The 25,216-nt window shown below is 55.7% G+C and carries 18 protein-coding genes (1 of these 18 running past the window's edge); 6 read left to right on the forward strand and 12 right to left on the reverse strand.

Annotated features, from left to right (window positions below):
• Positions 1-1,691, forward strand: partial view of an autotransporter outer membrane beta-barrel domain-containing protein gene (locus ACXAF0_RS03870; RefSeq protein WP_475343920.1) — the 3' portion only. It extends 151 nt beyond the left edge of the window; only the last 1,691 of its 1,842 coding nucleotides appear in the window; its start codon lies off the left edge, out of view; the stop codon is at positions 1,689-1,691.
• Positions 1,692-1,807: 116 nt separating this feature from the next.
• On the opposite strand, the gene ACXAF0_RS03875 is transcribed toward ACXAF0_RS03870, so the two are convergent.
• The 4 genes from ACXAF0_RS03875 to ACXAF0_RS03890 form a co-directional block, all read right to left on the reverse strand.
• Positions 1,808-4,369, reverse strand: a complete 2,562-nt coding sequence (locus ACXAF0_RS03875) for a GcvT family protein (RefSeq protein ID WP_475343921.1) — start codon at positions 4,367-4,369, stop codon at positions 1,808-1,810.
• Between the two features lie 96 nt (positions 4,370-4,465).
• Positions 4,466-5,323 (reverse strand): formyltetrahydrofolate deformylase, encoded by an 858-nt coding sequence (purU, locus tag ACXAF0_RS03880; protein WP_062953826.1) that lies wholly within the window; start codon positions 5,321-5,323, stop codon positions 4,466-4,468.
• A gap of 35 nt (positions 5,324-5,358) precedes the next feature.
• Positions 5,359-6,294, reverse strand: a complete 936-nt coding sequence (locus ACXAF0_RS03885; RefSeq protein WP_475343923.1) for an electron transfer flavoprotein subunit alpha/FixB family protein — start codon at positions 6,292-6,294, stop codon at positions 5,359-5,361.
• 20 nt (positions 6,295-6,314) lie between these two features.
• Positions 6,315-7,064, reverse strand: coding sequence for an electron transfer flavoprotein subunit beta/FixA family protein (locus tag ACXAF0_RS03890; protein ID WP_475346220.1), 750 nt, complete (start codon positions 7,062-7,064; stop codon positions 6,315-6,317).
• Between the two features lie 413 nt (positions 7,065-7,477).
• Between ACXAF0_RS03890 and ACXAF0_RS03895 the strand changes: the two genes are divergently transcribed.
• On the forward strand, positions 7,478-8,527 hold the full coding sequence (locus tag ACXAF0_RS03895; RefSeq protein ID WP_475343925.1) for a GlxA family transcriptional regulator: 1,050 nt from the start codon (positions 7,478-7,480) through the stop codon (positions 8,525-8,527).
• A gap of 67 nt (positions 8,528-8,594) precedes the next feature.
• On the opposite strand, the gene ACXAF0_RS03900 is transcribed toward ACXAF0_RS03895, so the two are convergent.
• Together ACXAF0_RS03900 and ACXAF0_RS03905 are read right to left on the reverse strand one after the other, a co-directional pair.
• Positions 8,595-9,728 carry an FAD-binding oxidoreductase gene (locus ACXAF0_RS03900; RefSeq protein ID WP_475343928.1) on the reverse strand — a complete coding sequence of 378 codons (1,134 nt, stop codon included), beginning with the start codon at positions 9,726-9,728 and terminating at the stop codon, positions 8,595-8,597.
• Positions 9,725-10,996 (reverse strand): aromatic ring-hydroxylating oxygenase subunit alpha, encoded by a 1,272-nt coding sequence (locus ACXAF0_RS03905; protein ID WP_475343931.1) that lies wholly within the window; start codon positions 10,994-10,996, stop codon positions 9,725-9,727. Before ACXAF0_RS03905 ends, ACXAF0_RS03900 begins: the two co-directional genes overlap by 4 nt.
• A 658-nt stretch (positions 10,997-11,654) precedes the next feature.
• On the opposite strand from ACXAF0_RS03905, the gene ACXAF0_RS03910 reads away from it, so the two are divergent.
• Positions 11,655-12,587: an L-lactate dehydrogenase gene (locus ACXAF0_RS03910; RefSeq protein ID WP_475343934.1), complete on the forward strand. Its 933-nt coding sequence runs from the start codon at positions 11,655-11,657 to the stop codon at positions 12,585-12,587.
• A gap of 15 nt (positions 12,588-12,602) precedes the next feature.
• Here the strand turns inward: ACXAF0_RS03910 and ACXAF0_RS03915 are convergent, their stop codons facing one another.
• Positions 12,603-13,640 (reverse strand): GlxA family transcriptional regulator, encoded by a 1,038-nt coding sequence (locus ACXAF0_RS03915; protein WP_475343936.1) that lies wholly within the window; start codon positions 13,638-13,640, stop codon positions 12,603-12,605.
• Between the two features lie 51 nt (positions 13,641-13,691).
• Here ACXAF0_RS03915 and bcoG point away from each other — a divergent pair, with 51 nt between their 5' ends.
• The 3 genes from bcoG to ACXAF0_RS03930 all read left to right on the forward strand — a co-directional run bounded on the left by bcoG (position 13,692) and on the right by ACXAF0_RS03930 (position 17,128).
• The gene (gene bcoG / locus ACXAF0_RS03920) at positions 13,692-14,603 is read left to right on the forward strand and encodes a 3-dehydrocarnitine:acetyl-CoA trimethylamine transferase BcoG (RefSeq protein WP_475343939.1); all 912 of its coding nucleotides are present in this window, start codon (positions 13,692-13,694) and stop codon (positions 14,601-14,603) included.
• A complete protein-coding gene (locus tag ACXAF0_RS03925) occupies positions 14,603-16,054 on the forward strand; it encodes a carnitine 3-dehydrogenase (protein ID WP_475343943.1) in 1,452 nt (483 codons plus the stop codon). Before bcoG ends, ACXAF0_RS03925 begins: the two co-directional genes overlap by 1 nt.
• A gap of 129 nt (positions 16,055-16,183) precedes the next feature.
• Positions 16,184-17,128, forward strand: a complete 945-nt coding sequence (locus ACXAF0_RS03930; RefSeq protein WP_475343944.1) for an alpha/beta hydrolase — start codon at positions 16,184-16,186, stop codon at positions 17,126-17,128.
• 41 nt (positions 17,129-17,169) lie between these two features.
• Here ACXAF0_RS03930 and ACXAF0_RS03935 read toward each other — a convergent pair whose 3' ends face one another.
• From ACXAF0_RS03935 to ACXAF0_RS03955, 5 genes are all read right to left on the reverse strand, one after another.
• The gene (locus tag ACXAF0_RS03935; RefSeq protein ID WP_475343946.1) at positions 17,170-19,176 is read right to left on the reverse strand and encodes a CocE/NonD family hydrolase; all 2,007 of its coding nucleotides are present in this window, start codon (positions 19,174-19,176) and stop codon (positions 17,170-17,172) included.
• Between the two features lie 98 nt (positions 19,177-19,274).
• Complete coding sequence (locus ACXAF0_RS03940; protein ID WP_475343948.1) at positions 19,275-20,906, reverse strand: ABC transporter ATP-binding protein; 1,632 nt, start codon at positions 20,904-20,906, stop codon at positions 19,275-19,277.
• Positions 20,899-21,726, reverse strand: a complete 828-nt coding sequence (locus tag ACXAF0_RS03945) for an ABC transporter permease (protein ID WP_475343949.1) — start codon at positions 21,724-21,726, stop codon at positions 20,899-20,901. The genes ACXAF0_RS03940 and ACXAF0_RS03945 overlap by 8 nt, the downstream gene beginning before the upstream one ends.
• Complete coding sequence (locus ACXAF0_RS03950; RefSeq protein WP_475343950.1) at positions 21,723-22,730, reverse strand: ABC transporter permease; 1,008 nt, start codon at positions 22,728-22,730, stop codon at positions 21,723-21,725. Before ACXAF0_RS03950 ends, ACXAF0_RS03945 begins: the two co-directional genes overlap by 4 nt.
• A gap of 196 nt (positions 22,731-22,926) precedes the next feature.
• Positions 22,927-24,516: an ABC transporter substrate-binding protein gene (locus ACXAF0_RS03955; protein ID WP_475343951.1), complete on the reverse strand. Its 1,590-nt coding sequence runs from the start codon at positions 24,514-24,516 to the stop codon at positions 22,927-22,929.
• Positions 24,517-25,216 lie beyond the last annotated feature (700 nt).

A 25,216-nucleotide genomic window follows, 5' to 3' on the forward strand; every position in this document is an offset into this window, starting at 1 on the left:
TGCTCTATGATCATAGTGCAGGAACTTGCACTATGATCGGGGGCAGTCTTTCACCGAGCAATGCTCAATTCGATATCGCGTTTGTCAATCGGTCTGCTGGCACTGAAGAGTTCCGGGTCGGTAGCGGGGTTGGACACAACAGCAATACCCATAATGGCTGTTCGATCGGGAGCGTTACGAGAACTGCCGGGACCAGTTGCGCCGCTGATCGGACGACGAATGGGACGGAAACAGCGACGATCACGATTGATGGTAGCGATGGCGCAACCATTCGCATGACGCTTTCATATACCGTTGCCGCAGCGGGAGCCAATTTTAGCTACAACAGCGGTTCAGTAACAATCACTACGCCGGATTCGTCGGATTCGTCATCGGATAGATCGGCTGTAAGCCAACGCGCTGTTCAGGTGTCGGCGACACGGTCGCAATCTGCGGTGATCGGTCAGAATTTTGGGTCGCGGGTAGCAAATGTTGCGGCGGGTTCATCTGGTGTTGGGGTGCCAGGTGGTGTGGCACCAGAACCGACAACGCCAAGCCAACAGCCCAGCTTTGCGTCATATGGTTTTTGGGATGATGCTGAAAATCAGAAGCCGACAAGCATGGGGGCGTCCTTGCGCGGGCTGGCGATGCTTGCATCATTCGATACGTCGCACGCGCTAGGTGCGGCGGAAAATAGCAATCGGCCCACCGACGGCAGAGACCAACGCATATTAATGGGGGCTGAAAGCGCCTTTACAATTTGGGGGCATGGATCTTTTACGGATATCGAAAATACCCGCAATCGATCAGGTGAGGATAGTCGCTTTGACGGTAGCGTGTGGGGCTATAACCTTGGGGCCGATTACCGTGTGTCGCCGAAACTGGTCGCGGGTTTATCCATCGGCTACGCCCAAACCGACATTACCACCACATTTGAGAGTGGTAGTTATGAAGAAGACACCTGGAACATTTCGCCATATGTCATCTATATGCCGTCGGAAACACTGACATTTTCGGCAATCACTGGATATACGTTTGGGGATGTGTCCCGTAGCCGTGATAGCAATGTTACTGCAAACACCGATAGCCGCAGTTTTTATCTGCAGGTTGATGGACGCCAGACATTCCAGCCAATCGCCGAAAGCCCGGTTCGCATATCTGCCGGGCTTGGCGCGCTGGTATCGCGCAATAGGCTGAGTGCTTATAGCGAAAGTGACGGGACGCAGGTTGGGGAAACGTCGGTCAATACGATCCAAGTGAAGCCGAATGCCGAGCTGGCCTATCCGACGCAGATTGGCGGGGCGGGGATGGTGCCATATGTCAACTTGGCCTATATCCATGATTTTACCGATCAAATTAATGGCGATGCTGGCGCGTTTGACCTTGGTGGCGGGTTACGCTTCACGGCAGGAAATACCGGCCTTTCGGGTGCCATCGAAGGTTCGCGGCTATTTGGCCGTGAGGATTATGATGACTATACGGTTGGTGGGTTGGTTGCCTATGGGATTAGCTTCAGTGGCAAGGACGGTAATTTCGTCGGGGTTGTATCACCATATCTTGGCACCAACTTGTCGGAAGCGGGGGCTGCGGAAATGTCGGTCGGAGCGACACTGGTCGATTTTGGTGAACGATTTTCCGGCAAGCTTAATGTTTCCGGGAACCCCGGTACAAGGCGTGCAGGTGTGATGGTCATGGTCGATATAAAGTTCTGACCGCAAGCTTTGCAGACATCAAATTCCTAAAGGGACATTCACCAACATCAAAACAAAACCCCGCCTGATGGCGGGGTTTTGCGTTTCAGACCTTTGTAGCCGTAGGTAATTGCAGATCAGCTGCGCGGCTTGAGGTTTTCCGGGTCGTAGATCGGTTTGTAGCCGATGCCATAGACTTCGACCGGATAGATCTCGTCCATATAGGAGACCGTCAGTTTGCGACCTTCCTGGCAGTAATCCCACGGCAGATAGGCAAGGGCGATGTTTTTGCCAACACTCGGACCAAAGGCGATGGAGGTGGTGTAGGAACGACGGCCCAACTCATCAATCAGGGTTTTGCCGGTTTCCGGGTCCATCACTGGCAGGCTCCCGACCGGGTAACGCGCAACACCGTTGGCATCGACGTTTTCGGTCATGATCAGCGTGCAAAGCATAGCTGGCTGATGATCGCGTTCGCGGAATTCGACATGCTTGGCTTTGCCGCGGAAGTCGGCTTCCTTTACTTTCGGGCGGGCCAGATCGGCTTCGAGCAGGTTGTACTGGGTGTGCAGGTCAGCGTTCTGCAGACGCAGCGATTTTTCCAGACGGCGCGAGTTGGCATAGGTTTCAACACCAACGGCAAGAACGCCGATTTCACGCAGCGCATCCCAAACGGCCAGGCCGTCTTCGTAGCGCATGTGAAGTTCCCAGCCCTGTTCACCGACATAGGAAATGCGGAAAGCTGAAACGGTCTTGCCGGCAATCGTGATCGGGCGAATGGCGGCAAACGGGAAGTTTTCGACGTTGAGCGCGTCGGGATCAGCGACAACCTTTTTAAGGTTCTCACGTGCGTTCGGGCCCCAGATGCCAATCGTGGTGTAGTCTTCGGTCACATCAGTGATCGTGACATCCCACCCCTTGTCCTGGGCCATGCGACGCATATAGGTCAGGTCACGCGGGCCGGCATCGGCACCGTTTACCAGACGGCAGCGGTCTTCCATGCGGAAGACGGTGAAGTCGGCGCGTACCATGCCTTCGTCATCAAGCATGTGGGTATAGATACCCTTGCCGATATTGGCATCCCCGCCGATTTTGGCGGCACAAAGCCATTCCATCAGCTCGACATGATCCGGACCGGAAATGTCGGTCATGTGGAAGTGCGACAGGTTCATGATGCCGCAATCATCACTCATGGCGAGCTGTTCGGCGTTCGAGACACGCCAGAAGTGGCGGGTGTCCCATTCATTTTCACGGACAGGCACGCGATCAGCGTATTTTTCCAGAAGATGCTCGTTGGCGGCATAACCGTGCGCACGTTCCCAGCCGCCCAGTTCCATGAAGTAACCGCCCAGCTCGACTTCGCGCTCATAGAACGGGGAGCGACGAATGCCACGCGCGCTTGCAAACGGCTCACGCGGGTGAACTGGCGGATTGTAAATCTTCTTCGCGGTTTCGTAGCAGCGCTGATAGATGTAATCGGCGTCGAGCTGGAACTCGTTATAACGCGAGAAATCGACAGCGTGGTGGTCAACATGGGTACGGCCGTGGGTCATCCAGTCGGCAATCAGCTTGCCCATGCCCGGTCCGTCCTTGATCCAGATACCAACTGCATACCAAAGGCCACGCAATTTCTGGCTTTCACCCATCGACGGACCACCATCCGCAGCAGACTGCAGCAGGCCGTTGAACGAGTGGCTTTCGTTAAAGCCAAGCTCGGTCAGGATCGGGGTCAATTCCATGGCGCGTTCAAGCGGCTCGATGACGTCTTCGAGTTCAAGGTCGCGCTGGGACGGGGACAGGCGTGCCTGATCCTTTTCAAGGATGTCGCGCGGATGGACCAGACGCGGGTTTTCCTCGTAGTAGTAACCCCATTCGATCTGGCCGCCCTCGGTGCTTTTGGGGTCACCGGTATCGCGCATATAGGCCGAGTTGCCCTGGTCACGCAGCAACGGGTAACCGATTTCAACGCCGGTGCCTTCGAATTCGTTATACGGCCCGAAGAAGGTCAGCGGATGGTCGACCGGCATTACCGGCAGGTCTTCGCCCGCCATTTCAGCGATCAGACGGCCCCAGAGACCCGCACAAACCACAACATAGTCGGCATGAATCGTCCCGCGTTCGGTGACGACACCCTTGATGCGGCCATTTTCGGTGATGAGTTCAAGGGCTGAGGTGTTGGCAAAGATCTTGAGCTTGCCGGTTGCTTCGGCCTGATCGATCAGTTTGCCTGCAACGGTCTGAGAGCGCGGGATAACAAGGCCCGCATCCGGGTCCCACATCGCGCCCTGAATCTGGTCTTCTTCGAGAAGCGGGAATTTTTCCTTGGCCTCGGATGCCGAGATCATTTTGACGTTGGTGCCAAATGCCTTGCCAGAATCAACGCGGCGTTTGAGTTCACCCATGCGTTCGTCATCACCGACGCGTGCGACTTCCAGACCGCCGATGCGCGCGTAATGGCCCATCTTTTCGTAGAAATCCATGGAATACATGGTGGTCCAGGTGGTCAGCAGGTCGTGGCTGGTCGCATAGCAGAAGTCAGATGCGTGCGCGGTCGAGCCGATATCGGTCGGGATGCCCGATTTGTCGATGCCGACAATATCGTCCCAGCCATTTTCGATCAGGTGATGTGCCACCGAGGAGCCAACAATACCGCCGAGACCGACGATGACGACTTTGGCCTTGCTTGGAAATGCGCTCATTTCTCTCAATCCTTCTTTCCGAGATGTTTGTCAATGCTCGGCATGGCGAAAAACGCGTCAGAGACCGGTCAAAGCCGGCCCCCTTGCAGGAGTTTACTACAAAGTGAAGACAACCGTTCGGTGATCGTTAAGCATCACCCGGCCTTCAAGATGGTATTTGACGGCACGGGCGAGAACCCGTGATTCGATATCGCGGCCCGCCGCGACGAAATCTTCGGCCGACATCGCGTGGTTCACGCGTTCGGTTTCCTGTTCAATGATCGGGCCTTCATCCAGATCCGGCGTGACATAGTGTGCTGTCGCCCCGATCAGTTTCACACCGCGTTCGTAAGCCTGATGATAAGGCTTTGCGCCCTTGAAGCTTGGCAGGAACGAGTGGTGAATGTTGATGATCATGCCGTAGAACTGGCTTGAAAGCTCGTTGGTCAGGACCTGCATGTAACGGGCAAGGACCACCAGTTCAGACTTGGTTTCCTTGATCAGGTCAGCAAGCTTGGCTTCCTGTTCAGCCTTGTTTTCCTTGTTCACCGGCCAGTGATAGAAGGGAATGCCTTCCTGATCGGCAACCTTGCGGGCATCTTCGTGGTTCGAAACGATGGCTGCGACTTCGGCATCGAGCCAACCCACCTTGATTTGATACAGAAGGTGCAGCATCGCATGGTCAAATTTCGAAACCATGATGATGATCCGCGGACGGCGTGCAACTTCATCAATCTTGAGCTTGAGATTAAAGCGATCAACAGCCGGGTTAAGCGACAGGGCAATGGATTCCTTGTCGATATCTGACGGCGTGATGACTGCAACACGCAGGAAGAATTTGTTGGTGTGGCGATCCCAGAACTGGTTGGACTCGGCGATGTTCGCGCCGCGCGTGGCCAGAGCCGAGGTAACGGTCGCAACGATGCCCGGCTGATCGTCACAGGCAATACGCAGGATATAAGAGGTATCGTTCACTGGTTTGGTTCCGTCTCGATTTCTCTGGTTAAGCGTTAAAGCTGGTTTTCCAGCTGCGGCAGAATGTCAAACAGATCACCGACAATGCCGTAATCCGCGACCTGGAAGATCGGCGCTTCTTCATCTGTATTGATGGCGACAATGATCTTGGAATCCTTCATGCCTGCCAGATGCTGGATCGCGCCGGAAATGCCACATGCGATATATAGGTCCGGTGCAACAACTTTACCCGTCTGACCCACCTGAAGATCGTTTGGCGCATAGCCCGCATCAACAGCGGCGCGCGATGCACCAACAGCTGCACCAAGCTTGTCAGCCAGCGGCGTGATGACGGATTTGAATTTTTCTTCTGATCCAAGCGCACGACCACCGGAAACAATAATCTTTGCAGAACCCAGTTCCGGGCGATCATTTTCCGACAGAATGTTTTCGAGGAAGGAAGATTTCCCGGATTCTGCCGAGCCGGCTTCAACCGACTTGATCTCGGCTGCGCTGTCGCCAGCCTCAACCGCGCCAAAGCTTGAAGTCCGGATGGTCAGGACTTTTTTGGCATCCGTGCTTTGGACAACTTCGATGGCGTTACCAGCATAGATCGGACGTTTGAAGGTTTCCGCGTCGACAACTTCCATCACATCGGACACCTGCATGACATCAAGCAGGGCTGCAACGCGCGGCAGAATGTTTTTGCCATTCGCCGTGGCCGCAGCAACGATGGTGTCATACTCACCCGCAAGCGAGACGATCAGGTCTGCTGCGTTTTCCGCAAGATGGTTTGCCAGTGCGTCGCTTTCCGCAACCAGAACGCTGCGAACACCGGAAAGTTTGGATGCCTGTTCTGCAACCGCGCCAACGCCATTGCCAGCAACCAGAACATCGATATCACCACCGATCTGCGATGCAGCGTTCAGCGCCTTTGCAGTCTGTTCAGACAGAGCGGCGTTATCGTGTTCGGCAAAAAGAAGAATAGCCATGATTTCAATCTCCGCCTGGGTCAGATGACGCCAGCTTCATTCTTGAGTTTGTCGGTGAGTTCAGCAACATCGGCAACCTTGATGCCCGCCTGGCGCGTTGCGGGTTCTTCAACCCGGATGACGCGCAGACGCGAAGCAACGGTTACGCCGAAGTCAGCGGCGGTTTTGCTATCAAGCGGCTTTTTCTTGGCCTTCATGATGTTGGGAAGCGACGCGTAGCGCGGCTCGTTCAGGCGAAGGTCGGCCGTAACGATTGCCGGCAAGCTGACGCTGATCGCCTGAAGGCCACCATCCACCTCGCGGGTAACTTTTGCATGATCGGCCGACAGTTCCAGTTTGGAAGCAAAGGTTGCCTGCGACCAGCCCAGCAGGGCGGACAGCATCTGACCCGTCTGGTTGGCGTCATCATCAATCGCCTGCTTGCCCAGAATGACAAGGCCGGGGTCCTCGGCCTCGACAACGCCTTTAAGGATTTTTGCGACATCAAGCGGTTCAACCGGGCCATCGACCGTGATCAGGATGGCGCGATCGGCACCCATGGCAAGGGCGGTGCGCAGGGTTTCCTGTGCCTGAGCCGGACCAATCGAGACAGCGACGATTTCGTCAGCCTGGCCAGCCTCTTTAAGGCGGATGGCTTCCTCGACAGCGATTTCGTCGAAGGGGTTCATCGACATTTTGACATTGGCAAGGTCAACACCGGAACCATCCGTCTTGACGCGGATTTTCACGTTGTAGTCGACGACCCGTTTAACAGGTACGAGAACCTTCATCATTTCCCTCTCTGACGAAATCCGGAACAGGTCTGTCTGGTCCGGGGTGGTCGCCGACAAAGCGACCCGAGTTGTGTTTCAAAGACTGGAAGCGTTACGTGATGTGACACTACCGGAGGCGACATTTAACTTGGTGCAATTCGGGATGCCGATTTCCGGGAACGGGACAATTGTTACACATTTTTGGCCAACGTTTCGGGGCGCGAATGTACTGTTTGCCGATTTTGGCGTCTTCATCGCAATCCGATTGTTGATCCTGCCGAGACCCTGTGTTTCTCTTGCTTCCCCGATATACCCCTCGGTATCATGAAAATTAATCTGGCGACTTTTTGCGCCAAAAAATAGAATGTTTGCGTCAAACTGAGATTACCGCTACGACAAACCCGACAACCTTGCCTGTATCGGAGGAACCGATGCTCAAGAAGCCTGATTCCCGTGCTCAAGCCGCACCACGCTTGAACGTCGGTTTTATCCTCGCAAAGCGCTTTACGCTGTGTGCCTTTGCGAATTTTGTTGATGTTTTGCGACTGGCCGCAGACGAAGGCGATCGAAGTCGTCCGATTCTTTGTAAATGGACGGTTCTGTCGGACACGATGGATCCGATCACATCAAGTAGCGGCATCGCAGTCCATCCCAAGGAGAGGTTAGGGGACCCGAGACGGTTCAACTATATCGTGGTTGTCGGCGGGTTGATGGATGACGCCGAAAAGCTCAGTCCTGCCTATCAGAAATTCCTGCATGAAGCGGCCGCGGCCGGGGTGCCGCTTGTGGGGGTTTGTACCGGTGTCTTCATGCTGCATGAAGCAGGGCTTCTGGATGGTTATCGCTGTTGTGTCAGCTGGTTCCATCATTCTGAGGTTGTTGAACAATTCGAAGGGCTTGACCCTGTCACTGAGCAGATTTTCGTCGTTGATCGCGACCGGTTGACCTGTTCGGGCGGGGTGAGTTCTGCGCATCTGGCGGCCTATCTGGTTGATAAGCATGTTGGCCGGGCCCAGGCCAATAAAAGCCTGCATATCATGATCATTGATGATGCGCTTCAGGCGGAAAAACCGCAGCCGGGCATTCCGCTGGATCTGAAGACGCAGGATCAGATCGTCCAGCGTGCCCTTTTGATCATGCAGCAAAATATCGACATGCCAATCTCGGTTCAGGAAATTGCGCGCCGCATGGGCAACAGTAAGCGCCAGATCGAACGGCATTTCAGACTGGCGCTTGATACCTCACCACAGGTGGCGTTCCTGAATATCCGTCTGGATCTGGCCCAACACCTGATCGAGAAAAGCGACAAGTCTGTCGCGCAGATTGCCGTTGATTGCGGGTTCTGCGATTCGTCGCATCTGAGCCGCATGTTCCGGCGCCGCTATGGTTGCACGCCACAGGCCCTGCGGCGTCCGATCCCCGATTCGCTTGCAACCAGTGCCATGATCGAAGAAACCCCGCAGATTGAGGCACAGGCATAAGAAAACGCCCCGCTCACATTTGATTGCGAGCGGGGCGTTTTATATTGGTTGTCGGTCTCAGGCGACCCTAGAGTTCGACCTCGACATCGGAAAGCGGGGTCGAGCAGCAAATCAGGATTTTGCCCTGATCGACTTCGCGCTGGCGGATACCACCGCCATGCTGCATATCGACTTCACCCGAATTCAGCTTGGATTTGCAGGTGCCGCAAATGCCGCGCTGACAAGATGACATCGGCATCAGGCCGGCTTCCTTTGCAGCCGACAAGATGGTCATGCCCGGATTACATTCCACAACGTGGCCGGTCTTGACGAAGCTGACACGGAATTTTTGATCGCTGATCTCTGGTGCTACAGACTCATGTTCTTCGAGGGAGCCTGCGGTTTCAGCGCCGAAATCGAAGCTTTCCTCGTAGTATTTGTCCATGTCGAAGCCGGCTTCCTCGAGCATGGTACGCACGCCCTCCATGAAGCGGCCCGGACCACAGCAAAAGACCTTGCGGTCCTTGAAGTCCGGCGACATCAGCGACAGCATCGGCAGGCTCAACCGGCCGGTGAAGCCGGACCACTGATGGCTGGCAGAGGTCGTGTCAACGGTCAGTGAAACCTTGAGCGACGGATTCTGCGACATCAGAAGGTCAAGCTCATCGCGGAAAATCAGATCCGACGGTGTACGTGCCGCATGGACAAAATGCAGATCGGTCGGTTCCGACAGATCGCAGGCCGTCCGGGTCATCGACATCATCGGCGTGATGCCGCTACCAGCCGAAATGAACAGCAGTTTCTGATCAGCCGTCGCATCGGTGGTGAAGTCACCGGCCGGGCCGGTGACATTTACTTCCTTGCCCGGCAGCATGTTGTCATGCAGCCAGTTCGATCCCGGGCCACCCGGAACACGTTTGACCGTGATTTCCAGACGGTAAGGCCGTGCGGCCGATGCCGAGATCGTATAGCTGCGCGTGACCATGCCTTCGACCGGCAGCTCGAAGGTCATGAATTGGCCGGGGTAGAAACGAAACGCACGCGGCTCACGCCCGGAAAACACAAAGGTTTTCACGTCATGCGTTTCCTGACGAACTTGCCGACAAACAAGGACATCGTCGTGTTCCGGGTCCCACAGGGGGACCCGGTTGACTTCGGTCACGATTTCTTCGACGGGCACGTCTTCGCCCTTCGCGTCCTCGTTTGGCTTCTTCTCACTCATTCTGCGGCAATCCCGGCTTTAGTCGTTGCGTAGTGGTCTTCCAGGCGTTTGATGTACCAGTCACAGAACGCCTCAACGTGCGGTTCGGTGAACTGGGAATACGGACCCGGTTCGTAAGCAGGCTGTTCACTGCCAATCTGGGCAAGACGCACAAGATCTGCGTCCTGCTGGTTGGTCATGTTCCAGACGTGGGTGAGGTTATCAAGGGTATAGTCCTCGTTCTCACGCGCGTCCTTGTGAACCAGCCAGGTGGTGCGGACCAGCGTTCTGTTCGGCGAGAGCGGCAGAACAGAAAAGGTCACAATATGGTCGGCCATGAAGTGGTGCCAGGAGTTCGGGTGCGTCCAGAAACTCAGGCCACCAAGTTTGGCATCGGTAAAATTGCCAAGCAGTTTTTTTGATGCCGACTTTGTATCAAGCGTGTGTGATTCCCCTTCGCGCATCAGTGGCAAACGCATGGTACGGAAACCGGTGATGTTTGAAAGCTGATCCTGTTCGGCAGACGGCAGGCCGCAGGATTCCCAGCGGGCATGGTCATCCGCGATGGTTTGTGAGTACTTATTCACATCGTCGGAACGACGTTGATCAAGTTCGTCTGGTGAGAAACCAAAGCCGAATTCCGAGAGCGGTACGGTCAGCTGCGGGTGATTGCTCTCGCAGTGATAGCACTCGCGGTTGTTTTCCATGGTCAGCTTCCAGTTTCCTTCCTCGATCAGTTCAGAAACATGAGCGACCTTACAGTTCTCAATGTCATGGGGCGCAAGATAGGGCTCCATGACATTGGCCATTTCTTCGATATCGGACGGGGCTTCCTTGGCCAGGCAGATAAAGATCAAACCCGCGACGGAGCGGACATGAACGGTTTTCAGGCCATGGCAGCTTTTATCAAAGCCCGAACCCATATGTTCAGCAAGGATAAGGTCGCCATCCTCGTTATAGGTCCAACCATGATAACGGCAGACGATGTTGCCAATGGTGGTCTGGCGTTCGTCAATCAGTTTTGCACCGCGGTGACGGCAAACGTTATGGAATGCACGAAGATCCATATCGTCGCCACGCAGGATCAGGATGGATGCGCCGCCGATTTCGACGGTGATGCAATCGCCCGGCTCGGGAAGTTCCGGTTCGACGCCAACAAAAATCCAGTTCTGCCCAAAGATGACATCAAGATCGAGATCCAGAATGTCTTGGGAATTGTAAAAGGGTGCTTCGAGACTTTTGAATTTCTCGCGGCGGGCAACAAGCTTTTGAATATCAGAAGAATGCATGGTCGGATACCTCGGCTTCTCTCAATGGTATCTGGATGGAATCCTGTGCAGGGCTTGCCGTGTGCATCAGGGCGTAAGCATATCACCGAAGGGGACGGTCGGTGTACAAACATTTGAAACCGGTTGTTTCCGGTTTCGGGCTTATTTCCTGGACGTCTTCGGTGGCTATCTGCGTTCGAGAGAGTTGGTATAGCCGAGGTAGCTGACAGTTTTGCTTCTTTACATCACGCGATGAAGCCGAACGCAGCAATCCAGTTCCAACAACGTGGTGGTTGTCAGCACGATTGGTATTCGCAACCAAAAGCGAATACGAACAATGGTTCACGTACGGCGTACGTGCCAGATTGCGGGCTGTCAGTTGCACCCAAAGTCTCCCTCTTCTCAGCCGGCAGGTAACCTGCTCTTTGGCACGCCCACGGCATAGAGTGAGCGATCAGAAAATCTATTTCGGAAAGTGGGTGCTAAGGGAGAAAACATAAGTCAATTGGGCAGTAGTTTTGCGACGCAATTATCATTGTCTGGCACGCTATCCCGGCTACGTGGCCTTTGCGGGGATAAATTCCAATATCCGGGGGTCGTTTTTCTGCCCTTTTTTGACGTCCCCGGGTCTCAGTGGCATCATCAGAACATTTTACTGAGAAAATTGGGGATTCGGGTGATGAAAGTCGGAATTGTTGGGGCCGGAATGGTCGGAAGTTCGGCGGGCTATGCGCTGGCGGTTATGGGACTGGCAAGTTCGGTGGTTCTGGTCGACCGAAACCATGATCTCGCGGTTGCACAGGCCGAAGATATTGCCCATGCAGTTCCCTTCATGTCCTCCACCATTGTCGAGGCCGCAGACTATAGCGGTCTGGCCGGTGCATCGGTGGTCATTCTGGCCGCCGGGGTCAGTCAGAAACCCGGTGAAACCCGACTGGCATTGCTTGAACGAAATGCCGCCGTTTTCAAGGATGTGGTGGGCAATGTGCTTGCGGTTGCGCCAGACGCAATTCTTCTGATCGCGTCCAATCCGGTCGATATCATGACCCAGATCACCCAGCGTATCTCCGGGCTTCCGGCAAGCCGGGTGATCGGGTCGGGCACCATTCTTGATACTGCGCGCTTCCGAAGCCTTCTGGGGCGCCAACTTGGGATTTCGCCACAATCGGTGCATGCCTATGTGCTTGGGGAGCATGGAGATAGCGAAGTTCTCGCCTGGTCAAATGCCAAGGTGGGGTCGCTTTCGCTGGCCGATATTGCAGCCCAGGTCGGTTCACCGATCACTGAACATGTCCGGGCAACCATTGATGATGGTGTGCGCAATGCCGCCTATAAGATCATCAAGGGCAAGGGGGCGACCTATTACGGGATCGGGGCCGGACTGGCGCGAATCGTCAAGGCCATCGGCCATGATCAGCATGATGTTCTGACCGTGTCTTGTGTGACGCCGGAAATTGTCGGTGTTAAGGATGTCGCTCTTTCCATCCCGCGCGTGGTCGGGGCACAGGGGATCGAAACCGATTTGATGCCAGACCTGATTGCATCCGAGCGGGAGGGACTTGAAAAAAGTGCGAAGCTTCTCAAAGACAGCGTCGAATCGATCCGCCTATAGGGCGGGCGCGCCGGGTCAGGAGGTTCGTGCCGCCGACTGTCCTTTGCCGCGCATCGTGCGCAAGGTTGTGCCAAAGGCTTGCCCGTAGGCACGGCTTAGCGCCGCGTGGCTTTTAAAGCCGGTTTGAAGGGCGATATCGGCCAGTTTCAGGTCGGTCGACCGTGCCAGATCACGCGCCCGACCAAGACGCAGCATCTGATAATACTTTCCCGGTGCCATTTGCAGATTGTCCTGAAAAGCCCGGTCGAGGCTGCGCAATGAACATCCCGCATGTGTCGCGATGGTCTTAAGTGCAACAGGCGTTTCAATACAGGCAATCATTTTGGCAACGGCACGTCGCACATGATCTGCGTCCGGACCATGCAAACGATCCGCGCCGCGTGGTGCTGTGCTGTCGGGATCGGTTTGTGCCTGATGGCGGGCGTCATAGACAAACAGGTTGCTGACATCAAAGGCGACAGCGGCACCAAATTCCCGGGCGAGGATATGAAGCATCAATTCCATCACCGTTGCCGCCCCGCCTGACGTGATCATTTTGCCATCTTCAACGAACCGGTCCGTCGAAACACGCACATCGGGGAACTGTTCGCGGAACTGATCAAGTTCCTGCCAATGGATGGTCGCTGATTTCCCGTCCAGCATATCGCAAGCGGCCAGCAACCAGGCGGCGGTATCGACACCAATCACCGTCCTTGCATGTTGCGCAGCATTTTGCAGCCGGGCACGGTTTCGGGACGATAGATGATGGCGCATGTCATAGCCCGATATCACCACCAGATAATTAATCCGCGTGGGATCCGCGATGGCATTGAGCGCGGCCTTGGGCGTGATGACAAGATCACTTGAACTTGTCGCGGGGGATCCATCAATGGTGCAGATATCCCAACTGATTTCCGGCCCGCCCGGCAGGCCTGCGGCCGCGCGCAACGGCTCCAATGCGCTGGCGAGGACCAGATTGGAAAAACCGTCAAACAGGACAAAGACAAATCGGTGATGGGTATTTGGCATGATCAGGAAAGTAAATGACGGGATATGTAAAATCAATATCGCCAATCACGATACCCTGATCGCAGCAAAATGATCCCAAAAGCCAGAGAGGCCAACATGCCGCTTTCGATGAACAAGGAAGTCTTCATTACCGCCGCCGTAACCGGATCGGGCGGCACACAGGACAAATCGCCGCACGTGCCGCGCTCGTCAGAGCAGATCGCCAACAGCGCGATTGATGCCGCCAAGGCCGGTGCTGCGGTGGTGCATTGTCATGTGCGCGACCCTGAAACCGGTGCACCATCACGCGACGTCAAATATTACCGCGAACTGACCGAACGGGTGCGGGCCGCCGACACTGATGTTGTCCTGAACCTGACGGCGGGTATGGGCGGCGATATCGTCTTTGGCTCGACCGAGGCACCGTTGCCGGTCAATGAAGCCGCAACTGACATGATCGGGGCGTCCGAGCGCATGGCCCACATCGCTGATTGCCTGCCGGAAATCTGCACCCTTGATTGTGGCACAATGAACTTTGCCGAGGCCGATTATGTCATGACCAATACGCCGGGCATGCTGCGCGCTATGGGGCAGATGATGACCGATCTTGGCGTCAAACCAGAGATCGAGGCATTCGATACCGGCCATCTGTGGTTTGCCAAACAACTGGTGTCTGAAGGCATTCTCAAAAGCCCGGCACTGGTGCAGCTTTGTATGGGCATCCCGTGGGGGGCGCCCAATGATCTCAATACCTTTATGGCAATGGTCAATAATGTGCCCTCAGATTGGGAATGGTCGGCCTTTTCCATCGGGCGAGATCAGATGCCTTATGTTGCGGCATCGGTACTGGCCGGGGGCAATGTGCGCGTTGGTCTGGAAGACAATATTTATCTCTCCAAGGGCGTGCTTGCCACCAACGCCCAGTTGGTTGAACGGGCAGTCGGCATTGTTGAGGGCATGGGCGCCACGGTGATTGGCCCGGACGCGGTCCGCAAGAAGCTTGGCCTGACCAAGCGGGAGCCGCGCTGATGTCTGCGATCGCAATTAAAAAGGCCGCCATCATTGGCGGTGGCGTGATTGGTGGTGGCTGGGCCGCGAGGTTCCTGCTCAATGGTTGGGATGTCGCAGTATTCGATCCCGACCCACAGGCCGAACGCAAGATCAATGAAGTGCTGGCGAACGCACGCCGCAGCCTGCCGGCCCTTTATGATCGCGCCCTGCCAGATGAAGGCAAGCTGACCTTCCATGGCGATATGGCAGCGGCGGTGGCCGGGGCGCAGTGGATTCAGGAAAGTGTTCCTGAACAGCTTGCGCTCAAACACAAGATCCTTGCGCAGATTCAGGCCCATGCGCCCACTGATTGTCTGATCGGGTCTTCGACATCGGGCTTTAAGCCAAGCGAGCTGCAGCAGGGTTCGATCAAGCCCGAACAGATCGTTGTCGCCCATCCGTTCAACCCGGTTTACTTGTTGCCATTGATCGAAGTCGTGCCGTCTGCGGAAACCGACGCCGAGGTGCTCGCGGCCGGGTGTGACGTACTGCGGTCCGTCGGGCTGAAGCCGCTTGTCGTGCGTAAGGAAATTGATGCGCATATTGCCGACCGCTTGCTTGAAGCCGTCTGGCGTGAAGGGCTGTGGCTTGTTCATGATGAAGTCGCTACGACCGAGGAAATTGATGATGCCATCCGCTTTGGCTTTGGCCTGCGCTGGGCCCAGATGGGGTTGTTTGAAACCTATCGTATTGCCGGTGGTGAAGCCGGGATGGAACATTTCATCGGGCAGTTCGGCCCGGCCTTGAAATGGCCTTGGACGAAACTGATGGATGTGCCGGAACTCACCCCGGAACTGACCGCGCGTATTGCGCAGCAATCCGATGATCAATCCGGTCATATGAGCATCCGTGACCTCGAACGCCTGCGCGATGACAACCTTGTTGGCATGATGCGCGCGCTCAAGAAATCGGGCAGTGGTGCCGGTGGCACGATCAATGATCATGAGGCGGCTTTGCCCGAACCAGCACCGCTTGATGATCTTCCTGTGACCGGGGATCGTCAGATCCCGCAAAGCTGGACGGATTATAACGGGCATATGAACGAAGCCCATTATGTCGAAGTCAGCTCACAGGCAAGCGACCGCTTCATGGAGATGGTCGGTGCGGATGCCGACTATATCGCCAAGGGTGGCAGTTATTTCACGGTCGAAACCCATGTCTGCTATTTGCAGGAAATCAGTGCCGGGGATCATATCCGGGTCACGACACAGCTGATTAATGGTGCGGGCAAAAAGCTGCATCTGTTCCACCGTCTGATCAATGATGCGGGTGCGGTTGCTGCAACTGTCGAGACGTTCTTGCTGCATGTGGACCTTACAACCCGTCGGACGTCCGAACCGACTGGCCTGGTGGCGACCAATCTGGCGGAAATGGCCAAACGCCATGCGGCCCTACCCAAACCCGATCAGCTTGGCCGCGCAATTGGCTAGGCCGGTGCCTTGAACTGAATCGCTTGGAACCAGTTCACAATTGCGCTGTGAGTTGCCCCTGCAGTCTTTAACTACGGGGGCTTCCGCGTTAGGCTGAGACATCAAGTCTCTGCCCACAAGGATCCGTTGATGGCCAATTCTGATCAGGTTTCCTCCGAAATGGCCTATGACCCGATGCCAGAAGAAGAAGGCATTCGCGCCTTCATTGCCAAATGTGACGGGTTTTATCCGCCCGACGCAGTGGCGGCTTCAATTGATCAGCAACGCAGCTGGTATGATGCGCTTTGCGCAGAATTCGCCTTCGCCCACCCGGCAGGCATGCAGGTCGAAGACGATGAGATTGCCGGTGTACCGGTGCGTCATTACCGTCCGGTTGATTGCGCCTCAAACCACAAGATCGTCTATATGCATGGCGGTGGCTTTGTCGTTGGATCGCGCGACAGCCATGATGCGATTTGTGCCGAAATTTCCGAGGCGGCAAAGGCTGAACTGATCGCCATTGATTACCGTCTTGCCCCCGAACATATCTGGCCCGCCCAGCACGAGGACTGCCACAAGGTAACCCAAAGCATCTTGGCATCAGGCAAGAAGGTCGTGCTGGTCGGGGATAGTGCCGGGGGTATGCTGGCCGCCGGGATCGCCGTTCGGGCCCGTGAAGAGGGCTTTGGCGATCGCGTTCTGGGACAGGCGTTGATTTATCCGGCTCTTGGCGGGGATTTGAACTGGCCAAGCTATGGGCAGATGGCCAATGCGCCGGGCTTAAGCACCGATGACGTGATTTATTATCGCGATGTGCTCAAGGCGCCGATGGATGATCCGTTTGCCCATGCATTGTCGGTTGATGACCTTCGTGGGTTGCCGCCGACCTTTATTACGGCAGCCTATTTTGACCCGCTGCGCGATGATGGACGTGAATATACCGCACGCCTTGCCCGTGCTGGCATATCCGTGCAGTACCGCGAAGAACCGCAAATGATCCATGGCTGGCTGCGTGCACGGCATATGAGTCCGGGGGCGAAAACGGCATTCGGGCATCTTTGCGATGCGATCAGCGCGATGGTCGATAAGGACTAGAAAAAGGGCCGGAAAACCGGCCCTTTGTTTTTAGTGTGTGCTTACATGAAGTTTCGCGGGATGGCTTTTTCCCACTTCTTCTCAAACACCTGTTCGGTGCCTTCGTAGCCGATGACCCAGGCCGCGACATACCAGTTGTCCCGGTCACATTTAAGCTCGGCATGGCAGTCGGTGCGCACCGACCAGCCATCGCGTTCAAGATCGCAGGTCCAGGCGGCCTCACCGGTTACGGATGTCGGATCCAGCGGATTGATGGTCCAGGTTTCGCTGCGCACTTCACGTGTCGCAAGGCGCGAGTCCGGATGTTCAAACAGGCCGGTATCTTCATAAATGCGATAACGCGTTTCGTTTTGCGTCAGATTGCGCTGAACGCTGCGTTCCGTGCGGCTCGGTTTGTGTTCGATATATTTGGGCAGCGGATCGGGATTGTTCGGTTCCTTGACCTCAATCGCCTCATAATCGCCCAGAAGCGGTAGATCAAAGGCAATCGAAGACGGCGCGACCGTCAGGCCCGCATCGAAGGGCGGTGGCAGGATCATCGGCCAATAGGATGTCGAAAGCGAAAGCCTGATGCGATGCCCGGCATTAAAGCGATACCCGCAGGCATCAAGCACCAGCGTAATGGTGACCTTCTTGCCGCGCGGCATCGGTTTGGGATCGGCGTAGTTGGCATCGAGATCGCGATGGGCAAGGTTCAGCACCCCGAATGATACGCGGGTCGCAGTGCCATCGGGATGAACATCAACCAGCCGTGCGCACAGGTTTGACCAGTCCGCGTCGCATTCCACATCAAGCTTTACAACCGGACGGCCCAGAAGGTCGATTTCGGCTTCCAGCGGGGCTGTTTCGAACACCAGCGATCCGGCGTCATCAGAACGCTGATCAATCGCCATTTCGACGTCGGGTTTCAGGGTGAAGTACTCACCCGACGCGGTGCCGGTATCAAGCGGCGACTTCAGGTAAATGTCTGCGGCCGGGGCATCGTCGCTTTCCGGCTCGAACCCCAGTTTGCCGTCATTGACATAAAGTGTCCGGGGGTCGGGTTTTGACCACGTGTCCTTGCCAATCCAGAAGCCCGGGTCAAAGTCGCGCCGTGCGGCAGGTTTCGGGCCATCAAGGATATAGGCGCGCATCTGGGGCAGGTCGTCGACGCCATTATCTTCATCGCGCAGCCACTTGTTCCACCATTTGATGGCTTCGCCGGTGAAATCGGCGCGCGGTTTGGGCCATGCGAAATGCGGGTATTTGTGCACCCAGGGGCCAATCAGCGCCTTGGCGCGATCTGGCATGCCTTCGATCGCGCGCATCGGCGTGTTGCGATAACCATCGGCCCAACCGGCCAGAACCATCGACGGGATTTTGACCGCATCGAAATCCTCGCAAATTGAGGCATGCTTCCAGAAGTCATCACGTGTCTGGTGTTGCAACCAGTCTTCAAGGAAGAACGGTTCTTCCTTCAGGCGGTGCAGCCACATCGCGCGCCAATCATCACCGACCAGTGCCGGGTCGGGCGTGCGCGACTGGTAGGCCAGCATGGTACCGGCCCATGACAGTTGCACCGCCAGATGGCAGCCATTTTTATAGTGAATATCGTCGTTATAGCGATCGACGGTGGAGGCGATCGAAATCACAGCTTTCAGTGCGGGTGGATTAAGGGCTGCGACCTGCAGGCAGTTAAACCCGCCCCAGGAAATCCCCATCATGCCAACCGACCCGTTGCACCACGGTTGATCTGCAATCCAGGCAATCAGTTCGCAGGCATTGGCCAGTTCGAGTTCGGTATATTCGCCGTCAATCACACCGTCAGACTCACCCGATCCGCGAATATCAATCCGCACACCGGCAATGCCGGCCTTGGCGAATTCGGGATAGGTGGACTCATCGCGTGCACAGGTGCCGTCGCCCTTGCGATAGGGCAGGAATTCAAAAACGGCGGGTACCGGATCATTTTCGGCGTTGTCGGGCATCCACATGCGCGCGGCAAGGCGGGTGCCATCGGCAATGGTGATAAAGGTGTTTTCAATAACGGTGAAATTTCGGTCGGACATATTGGGGCGTCGTCCTTTTGGTGGCGCGTTGTAAGGTGTGGGGCTTATTCAAAAAGGCGGCCCGGATTGTGGGCCGCCTTTTGAGTGTTGCACGGTGTTTAGTGACCGGCACTTTCCATTTTGCGGGAGGCCAGAACTTTTTCCAGCCAACCCAGTTCCATTTCCGGCACCGACTTCAACAGAAGGTCGGTGTAATCGTCAAATGGCGGGTTCAGGACTTCGGAACGTGGGCCGAAATCGACCAACTTGCCCTGCAGCATCACCGCAACAGAATCGGCAATTGCACGCACAATTGCGATGTCGTGCGTGATGAACAGATAGGACACCTGACGTTCTTTTTGCAGGCGCAGCAAAAGATCAAGGATGCCTTCGGCAACCAGCGGATCAAGAGCCGAGGTTGGCTCGTCACACAGGATCAATTCCGGCTGTGCGGCCAGGGCACGTGCAATGGCCACACGTTGTTTCTGGCCGCCCGAAAGTTCGGCCGGATAACGATCATAGAAAGCCTCACCCATCTCGATTTCATCAAGAAGTTTGATGACTTCCTTTTTGCGTTCCGCACCGCGCATGCCGAAATAGAACTGCAACGGGCGACCAATAATCTGCCCGACGGTCTGGCGCGGGTTCATCGCCGTATCCGCCATTTGATAGATCAGCTGGATGCGCCGCAAATGATCGCGTGAGCGGTCCTTTTGGGCGTTGGAGAGTTCCTCATCACCGAATTTGACGCTGCCCTTAAACGGCGGCAGAAGCCCGGTGATGACACGTGCGAGCGTGGATTTACCCGAACCGGATTCCCCGACCACGGCCAGTGTCTGACCGCGCGGCACATGCAGCGACACGTCATGGAGAACCTGCACCCCGTTGCCATAGGCCGCCGAGATGTTTTCAACCTTCAGCAACGCGTCGGTCTGATCGCGGGCTTCCGTCTGCTTGGTCTGACGGACATTGACCAGCGCCTTGGTGTATTCCTGACGCGGGTTTTCAATGATCTGCTGGACCGGTCCGTATTCAACGGTATCGCCGTTACGCAGCACCATGATGTCATCGGAAATCTGGGCAACCACGGCCAGATCGTGGGTGATGTAAAGGGCAGCAGTACCGGTTTTCTCAATCGCGTTCTTGATCGCGGCCAGAACATCAATCTGGGTGGTTACGTCAAGGGCGGTGGTCGGTTCGTCAAAGACGATCAGTTCCGGTTTGGAACACAGCGCCATGGCGGTCATGGCGCGTTGCAGCTGTCCACCCGATACCTGATGGGGGAAACGGTTCCCGAAATTCTTGGGGTCCGGAAGGCCGAGAATTTCAAACAGGTAGTCGGCTCGTTTGCGGGCTTCCTCGCGGCTCATCAGACCGTGTTCGACGGTGGCTTCGATCACCTGATCGCCCAGCTTGTGCGCCGGGTTAAAGGATGCCGCGGCCGACTGGGCGACGTAGCACACGCGCGCCCCACGGATGCTGCGGATACCTTTTTTATCAAGTGGCAGGATATCCTTGCCATCCAGCAGGACTTCACCGCCAGTGATCCGCACGCCACCCCGGCCATAGGCCAGGGCTGCAAGGCCGATGGTTGACTTGCCCGCACCGGATTCCCCTATCAGGCCAAGCACCTTGCCCTTTTGCAGATCAAAGGAAACACCATGGACAATCTCGATGTCCTGCGGCGCTTCGCCCGGTGGGAAGATGGTCGCGCCAATGCGCAGATCGCGTACCGATAATAAATCAGACATCGCCGCGGCCTCCTTTCAGGCTGGAAGTACGTTTCAGCAACCAGTCGACAACCATGTTTACACAGACGGCCAACGCGGCAATTGCGCCACCCGGAATAAGGGCGGCCTGAATGCCAAAGATGATGCCATCCTTGTTGTCTTTCACCATGCCACCCCAGTCGGCAGCCGGTGGCTGAATGCCAAGACCAAGGAAGGACAGGGTCGACAGGAACAGGATCGAAAATGCGAAACGCAGCCCGAACTCGGCGAGAAGCGGTGAAAGCGTATTGGGCAGGATTTCACGGAAGATGATCCACATCCGGCCTTCACCACGCAGTTTCGCGGCCTCGACGAACTCCATCACAGCAACATCAAGCGCAACCGCACGACCCAGGCGGTAGACGCGCGTTGAATCGAGAATGGCCATCACGGCAATCAGGATGAAGATGTTCTGCGGCAGAACCGCCAGAACAACCAGTGCGAAAATCAGCGTCGGGATCGACATCATCAGATCGTTCAGACGTGACAGTCCCTGATCAATCGAACCGCCGGAAACAGCGGCCGTGAAGCTCAGGAAAATGCCGATCGAAAACGACAGGATCGATGCCGCGAGCGACACGAACAAGGTCGTCTGCGCACCGTAAATCAGACGCGAAAGAAGATCGCGACCAAGGTTGTCAGTGCCCAGAAGATAAAGATCACTGGCCGGTTCCCAGACACCCGCAACAATTTCACGTTCCCCATAGGGCGCGATGAGCGGGGCAAAGACGGCACAGCCAAGAGCGAACAGAATGCCCAGAATTCCGATCCAGGCGGTCAGCGGGATTTCACGTAATCTCATCGCGGATGCCTCAGTCTCGGATTGGCGACAATGGCGACGATGTCCGCCACCATATTGAGCAGGATATACACCGCCGCAAAGATCAGGCCGCAGGCCTGCACGACGGGCATGTCACGCACTGTCACGGCATCGACCATATACTGGCCCATGCCCGGATAGACGAAGACAACCTCGACCACGACAACCCCCACCACAAGATAGGCAAGGTTAAGGGCCACCACGTTGACAATCGGGGCAATGGCATTGGGGGCTGCGTGTTTGACAATCGCCTTGAAGGCACCAAGGCCCTTGAGTTCGGCCGTTTCCATATAGGCCGATGACATGACGCTGATGATGGCCGCACGGGTCATTCGCATCATGTGGGCCAGAACAACCATCACAAGGGTGGCGGTCGGCAAGGCAATCGCTGCCAGGCGTTCCGACCAGGCCATATTGTCATAGACCGTGGACGGGAATGTCGCGACACCCATCTGAACGGCAAAGAAAACAATCAGGATATATCCGATAAAGAATTCCGGCAGCGAGATCGCAGCAAGCGAGAGAACGTTAATCACGCGATCCGGAATACGGTTGCGATAGTGAACCGCCACCATGCCAAGACCAACTGCAAGCGGAACAGAAATCGCTGCAGCAAAGAACGCCAGGAACAGCGAATTGCCAAGACGTTTGGTGATCTGTTCGCTAACCGGGGCTCCGCTGGCCCAACTGTTGCCAAAGTCGCCCTGAACAACCCCGCCAAGCCATTCGAAATAGCGCGTCGTGATCGGGCGATCGAGACCAAGGTCTTCGCGGATAATGGCAATTGCCTGCGGTGTCGCAGACTGCCCAAGATAGGTTTCGGCGAAATCGCCCGGAAGGGCTTCAACGCCGGCAAAAATCAGGACTGAAACAGCCCAAAGCAACAACACACTCAAGCCCAGTCGTTCGGCAATCAGTACCGATAACGGATGGGTTTCTTTCAGTCTGTGTCGCGCGGCTCGCACGCCGGCCAAAGGACTGGCCATGAACACATACTCCCCCTTAGTGGCCTGAACGGAAATTCAAGACGGGTGGGACGGCAAAGGGTGCTTTGCCTCCATCTGGAAATTTCGATCAGACCATGTCTTAAACAAACAGGCGAACAACAAGACGGGGACCACGGCCAAAAAGGCCGTGATCCCGCAGGTCTTCAATCATGGGGATGCAAGGCACCCCGACTGATTAGCTGTTGATCCACAGACGCGAAGCAACATAACCGTTCGACATGTCGTTGCCGATATCATCGACAAAGCCCGAGACGTTGGTCGTGGTTGCGTTCACAAAGTCGTTGAACATCGGCAGGATCAGACCACCGGTGTCACGGACCATCAGGGCCATGTCGTGGTACATTTCCTTACGCTTGCTCTGGTCGAGTTCAGCACGTGCTTCGAGAAGGATCTTGTCGAAGTCGGTGTTGAAGAAGCGGGTATCGTTCCAGTCGGCACTCGACAGGTAAGCGGTCGAATACATCTGATCCTGGGTCGGACGACCACCCCAGTAAGAGGTCGAGAACGGCTGAACGTTCCAGACGTTCGACCAGTAACCGTCACCCGGCTCACGTTTGATTTCGATGTCGATACCGGCTTTTTTCGCGGTTTCCTGATAGAGGACCGCAGCATCAACCGCACCCGGGAAGGCAACATCAGACGTCCGCAGCAGAACCGAACCGTCATGGCCGGACTTCTTGAAGTGGAAGGCTGCCTTGTCCGGATCATATGCACGCTGTTCGATGCTTTCCGGGAACAGAGCATAGGTTTCGTTGATCGGGAAGTCGTTACCGACCTTGCCGTAACCGCCAAGGATCTTTTCGACCATGGTTTCGCGGTCCATCGCATATTTCAGCGCCAGACGCAGGTCGTTATTGTCGAACGGTGCGGTGTTGCAATGCATGATGAACACATAGTGGCCACGGCCCGAAGTGGTCTGAATTTCGACATTCGGTGCACGCTTGAGAAGGCCAACGGTCTTCGGATCGACACGGTTGATGAAGTGAACCTGACCCGATGACAGGGCTGCCATACGTGCGGTTGCGTCGTTCATTACGATCATTTCGACCGAATCAACGAAGCCACGGTCGGTGCGCCAGTCATTTTCGTTTTTCACAAACGTCGCGCGCACGCCAGCTTCGAAATTGTCGATCTTGAACGGACCGGTACCGATACCGGCATTCGGATTGTCATAGCCACCACCCGGCTGGATTACTAGGTGATAATCGCTCAGCAGAAGCGGAAGATCGGCATTGCCTTCGGAAAGGGTCAGAACAAGATCGCCGCCCTTGTTTTCGATGCCCTTGATCGAACCCAGAACACCCAGTGCGCCGGACTCGGACTTTTCGTCGGTGTGGCGGTTCAGGGTTTTGACGACATCGTCGATGGTCAGTTCGGAGCCGTCATGGAACTCGACACCCTTACGGATTTTAAAGGTCCAGACAGATGCATCCGCATTCGGTTCCCACGATTCAGCAAGCGACGGAACGGCAAGGCCGCTGCTCGGATGCGATTCAACCAGGGTGTCACCCCAGTTACGGTTCATGGCAAAGGTAAATTGCGAAGACGATTTCGCCGGATCAATAACGTCGGTCGAAGAACCGCCCTGCAGGCCAAGTTTCAGGTGGCCGCCGCGCTGGGGTTCCTGTGCCAAGGCGGACTTGCCATAAAGGCTGGTGGCAGCTGCAAGGGTCAGGCCGGCGGCCATTGAACGGCCGATGAATTCACGGCGGTTCATTTCATGTGCTGTGACGCGTGACGCGAAATGCTTGATAGGGTCAGTCATCCCTGTTCCTTCTCTGATGCTTTTGATCTTGTTGAATTATTTAAATGCTGTGGCAGTTCCCGCCCGCGATTTGGTTGTGCTTGGTTGTGCAGGGTCGGGTGTCGTTCAGACACAAACGGACATGCAGCGATAAGACGCGCTGGTTTGTCATGTCACCGCTTATGCGCAGTTATTGAACTCCCCCGTTGGCCACAATAATTTTCCCTTTCGGGAATGTGCACGGCCATGGATGTTCGCCTTTTACAAGGCGTATCCAGCAAATATGTCCAGCCAGAACCTATGATGTCCTGAGCTGGAAGCACATGTTGTGTGGGACAGACAGTGCACAAATCGCGGACATCGTGACACGAGTATGAGGCCTCATCAAGCCAAGTGCGTGTTGCGCTGCATTTTTTCGCCATCCGGAGATAGATTTTTGCCGTGAAATGTTCTCTGGAAAATAGAATAGATATCCGATGGATTTTTCCAAGAAATGCCTTACCCGGTAAGGGGTTTACGGGCGAAAAAACGGGCCGTGAAAACGGGGCTGTTTCAATGCGAAAAAATTTTTAAAATTTTCAGGTTCGAACATCGAAAATCGGCACAAAGATGCCCCGGGTTTTGCATTTGAAATCGAAAAATATTCGGATCAACGATTCGCTGTTAAGTGCAGAATTACCGAGCCACCCAGCCAGATTTCACCTGCAAATATTGTCAAACT

This window comes from Thalassospira sp. ABD4_177 (assembly GCF_056160125.1).

Bases quoted from the DNA above. Each gene is read 5' to 3' on its own strand.
- ACXAF0_RS03950 (WP_475343950.1), bottom strand. From the start codon at position 22,730: ATGGCCAGTCCTTTGGCCGGCGTGCGAGCCGCGCGACACAGACTGAAA.
- bcoG (WP_475343939.1), top strand. From the start codon at position 13,692: ATGCCGCTTTCGATGAACAAGGAAGTCTTCATTACCGCCGCCGTAACC.
- ACXAF0_RS03930 (WP_475343944.1), top strand. From the start codon at position 16,184: ATGGCCAATTCTGATCAGGTTTCCTCCGAAATGGCCTATGACCCGATG.
- ACXAF0_RS03945 (WP_475343949.1), bottom strand. From the start codon at position 21,726: ATGAGATTACGTGAAATCCCGCTGACCGCCTGGATCGGAATTCTGGGC.
- ACXAF0_RS03900 (WP_475343928.1), bottom strand. From the start codon at position 9,728: ATGAGTGAGAAGAAGCCAAACGAGGACGCGAAGGGCGAAGACGTGCCC.
- ACXAF0_RS03895 (WP_475343925.1), top strand. From the start codon at position 7,478: ATGCTCAAGAAGCCTGATTCCCGTGCTCAAGCCGCACCACGCTTGAAC.
- ACXAF0_RS03905 (WP_475343931.1), bottom strand. From the start codon at position 10,996: ATGCATTCTTCTGATATTCAAAAGCTTGTTGCCCGCCGCGAGAAATTC.
- ACXAF0_RS03910 (WP_475343934.1), top strand. From the start codon at position 11,655: ATGAAAGTCGGAATTGTTGGGGCCGGAATGGTCGGAAGTTCGGCGGGC.
- ACXAF0_RS03885 (WP_475343923.1), bottom strand. From the start codon at position 6,294: ATGGCTATTCTTCTTTTTGCCGAACACGATAACGCCGCTCTGTCTGAA.
- ACXAF0_RS03955 (WP_475343951.1), bottom strand. From the start codon at position 24,516: ATGACTGACCCTATCAAGCATTTCGCGTCACGCGTCACAGCACATGAA.
- ACXAF0_RS03925 (WP_475343943.1), top strand. From the start codon at position 14,603: ATGTCTGCGATCGCAATTAAAAAGGCCGCCATCATTGGCGGTGGCGTG.
- ACXAF0_RS03940 (WP_475343948.1), bottom strand. From the start codon at position 20,906: ATGTCTGATTTATTATCGGTACGCGATCTGCGCATTGGCGCGACCATC.
- ACXAF0_RS03875 (WP_475343921.1), bottom strand. From the start codon at position 4,369: ATGAGCGCATTTCCAAGCAAGGCCAAAGTCGTCATCGTCGGTCTCGGC.
- ACXAF0_RS03890 (WP_475346220.1), bottom strand. From the start codon at position 7,064: ATGAAGGTTCTCGTACCTGTTAAACGGGTCGTCGACTACAACGTGAAA.
- ACXAF0_RS03935 (WP_475343946.1), bottom strand. From the start codon at position 19,176: ATGTCCGACCGAAATTTCACCGTTATTGAAAACACCTTTATCACCATT.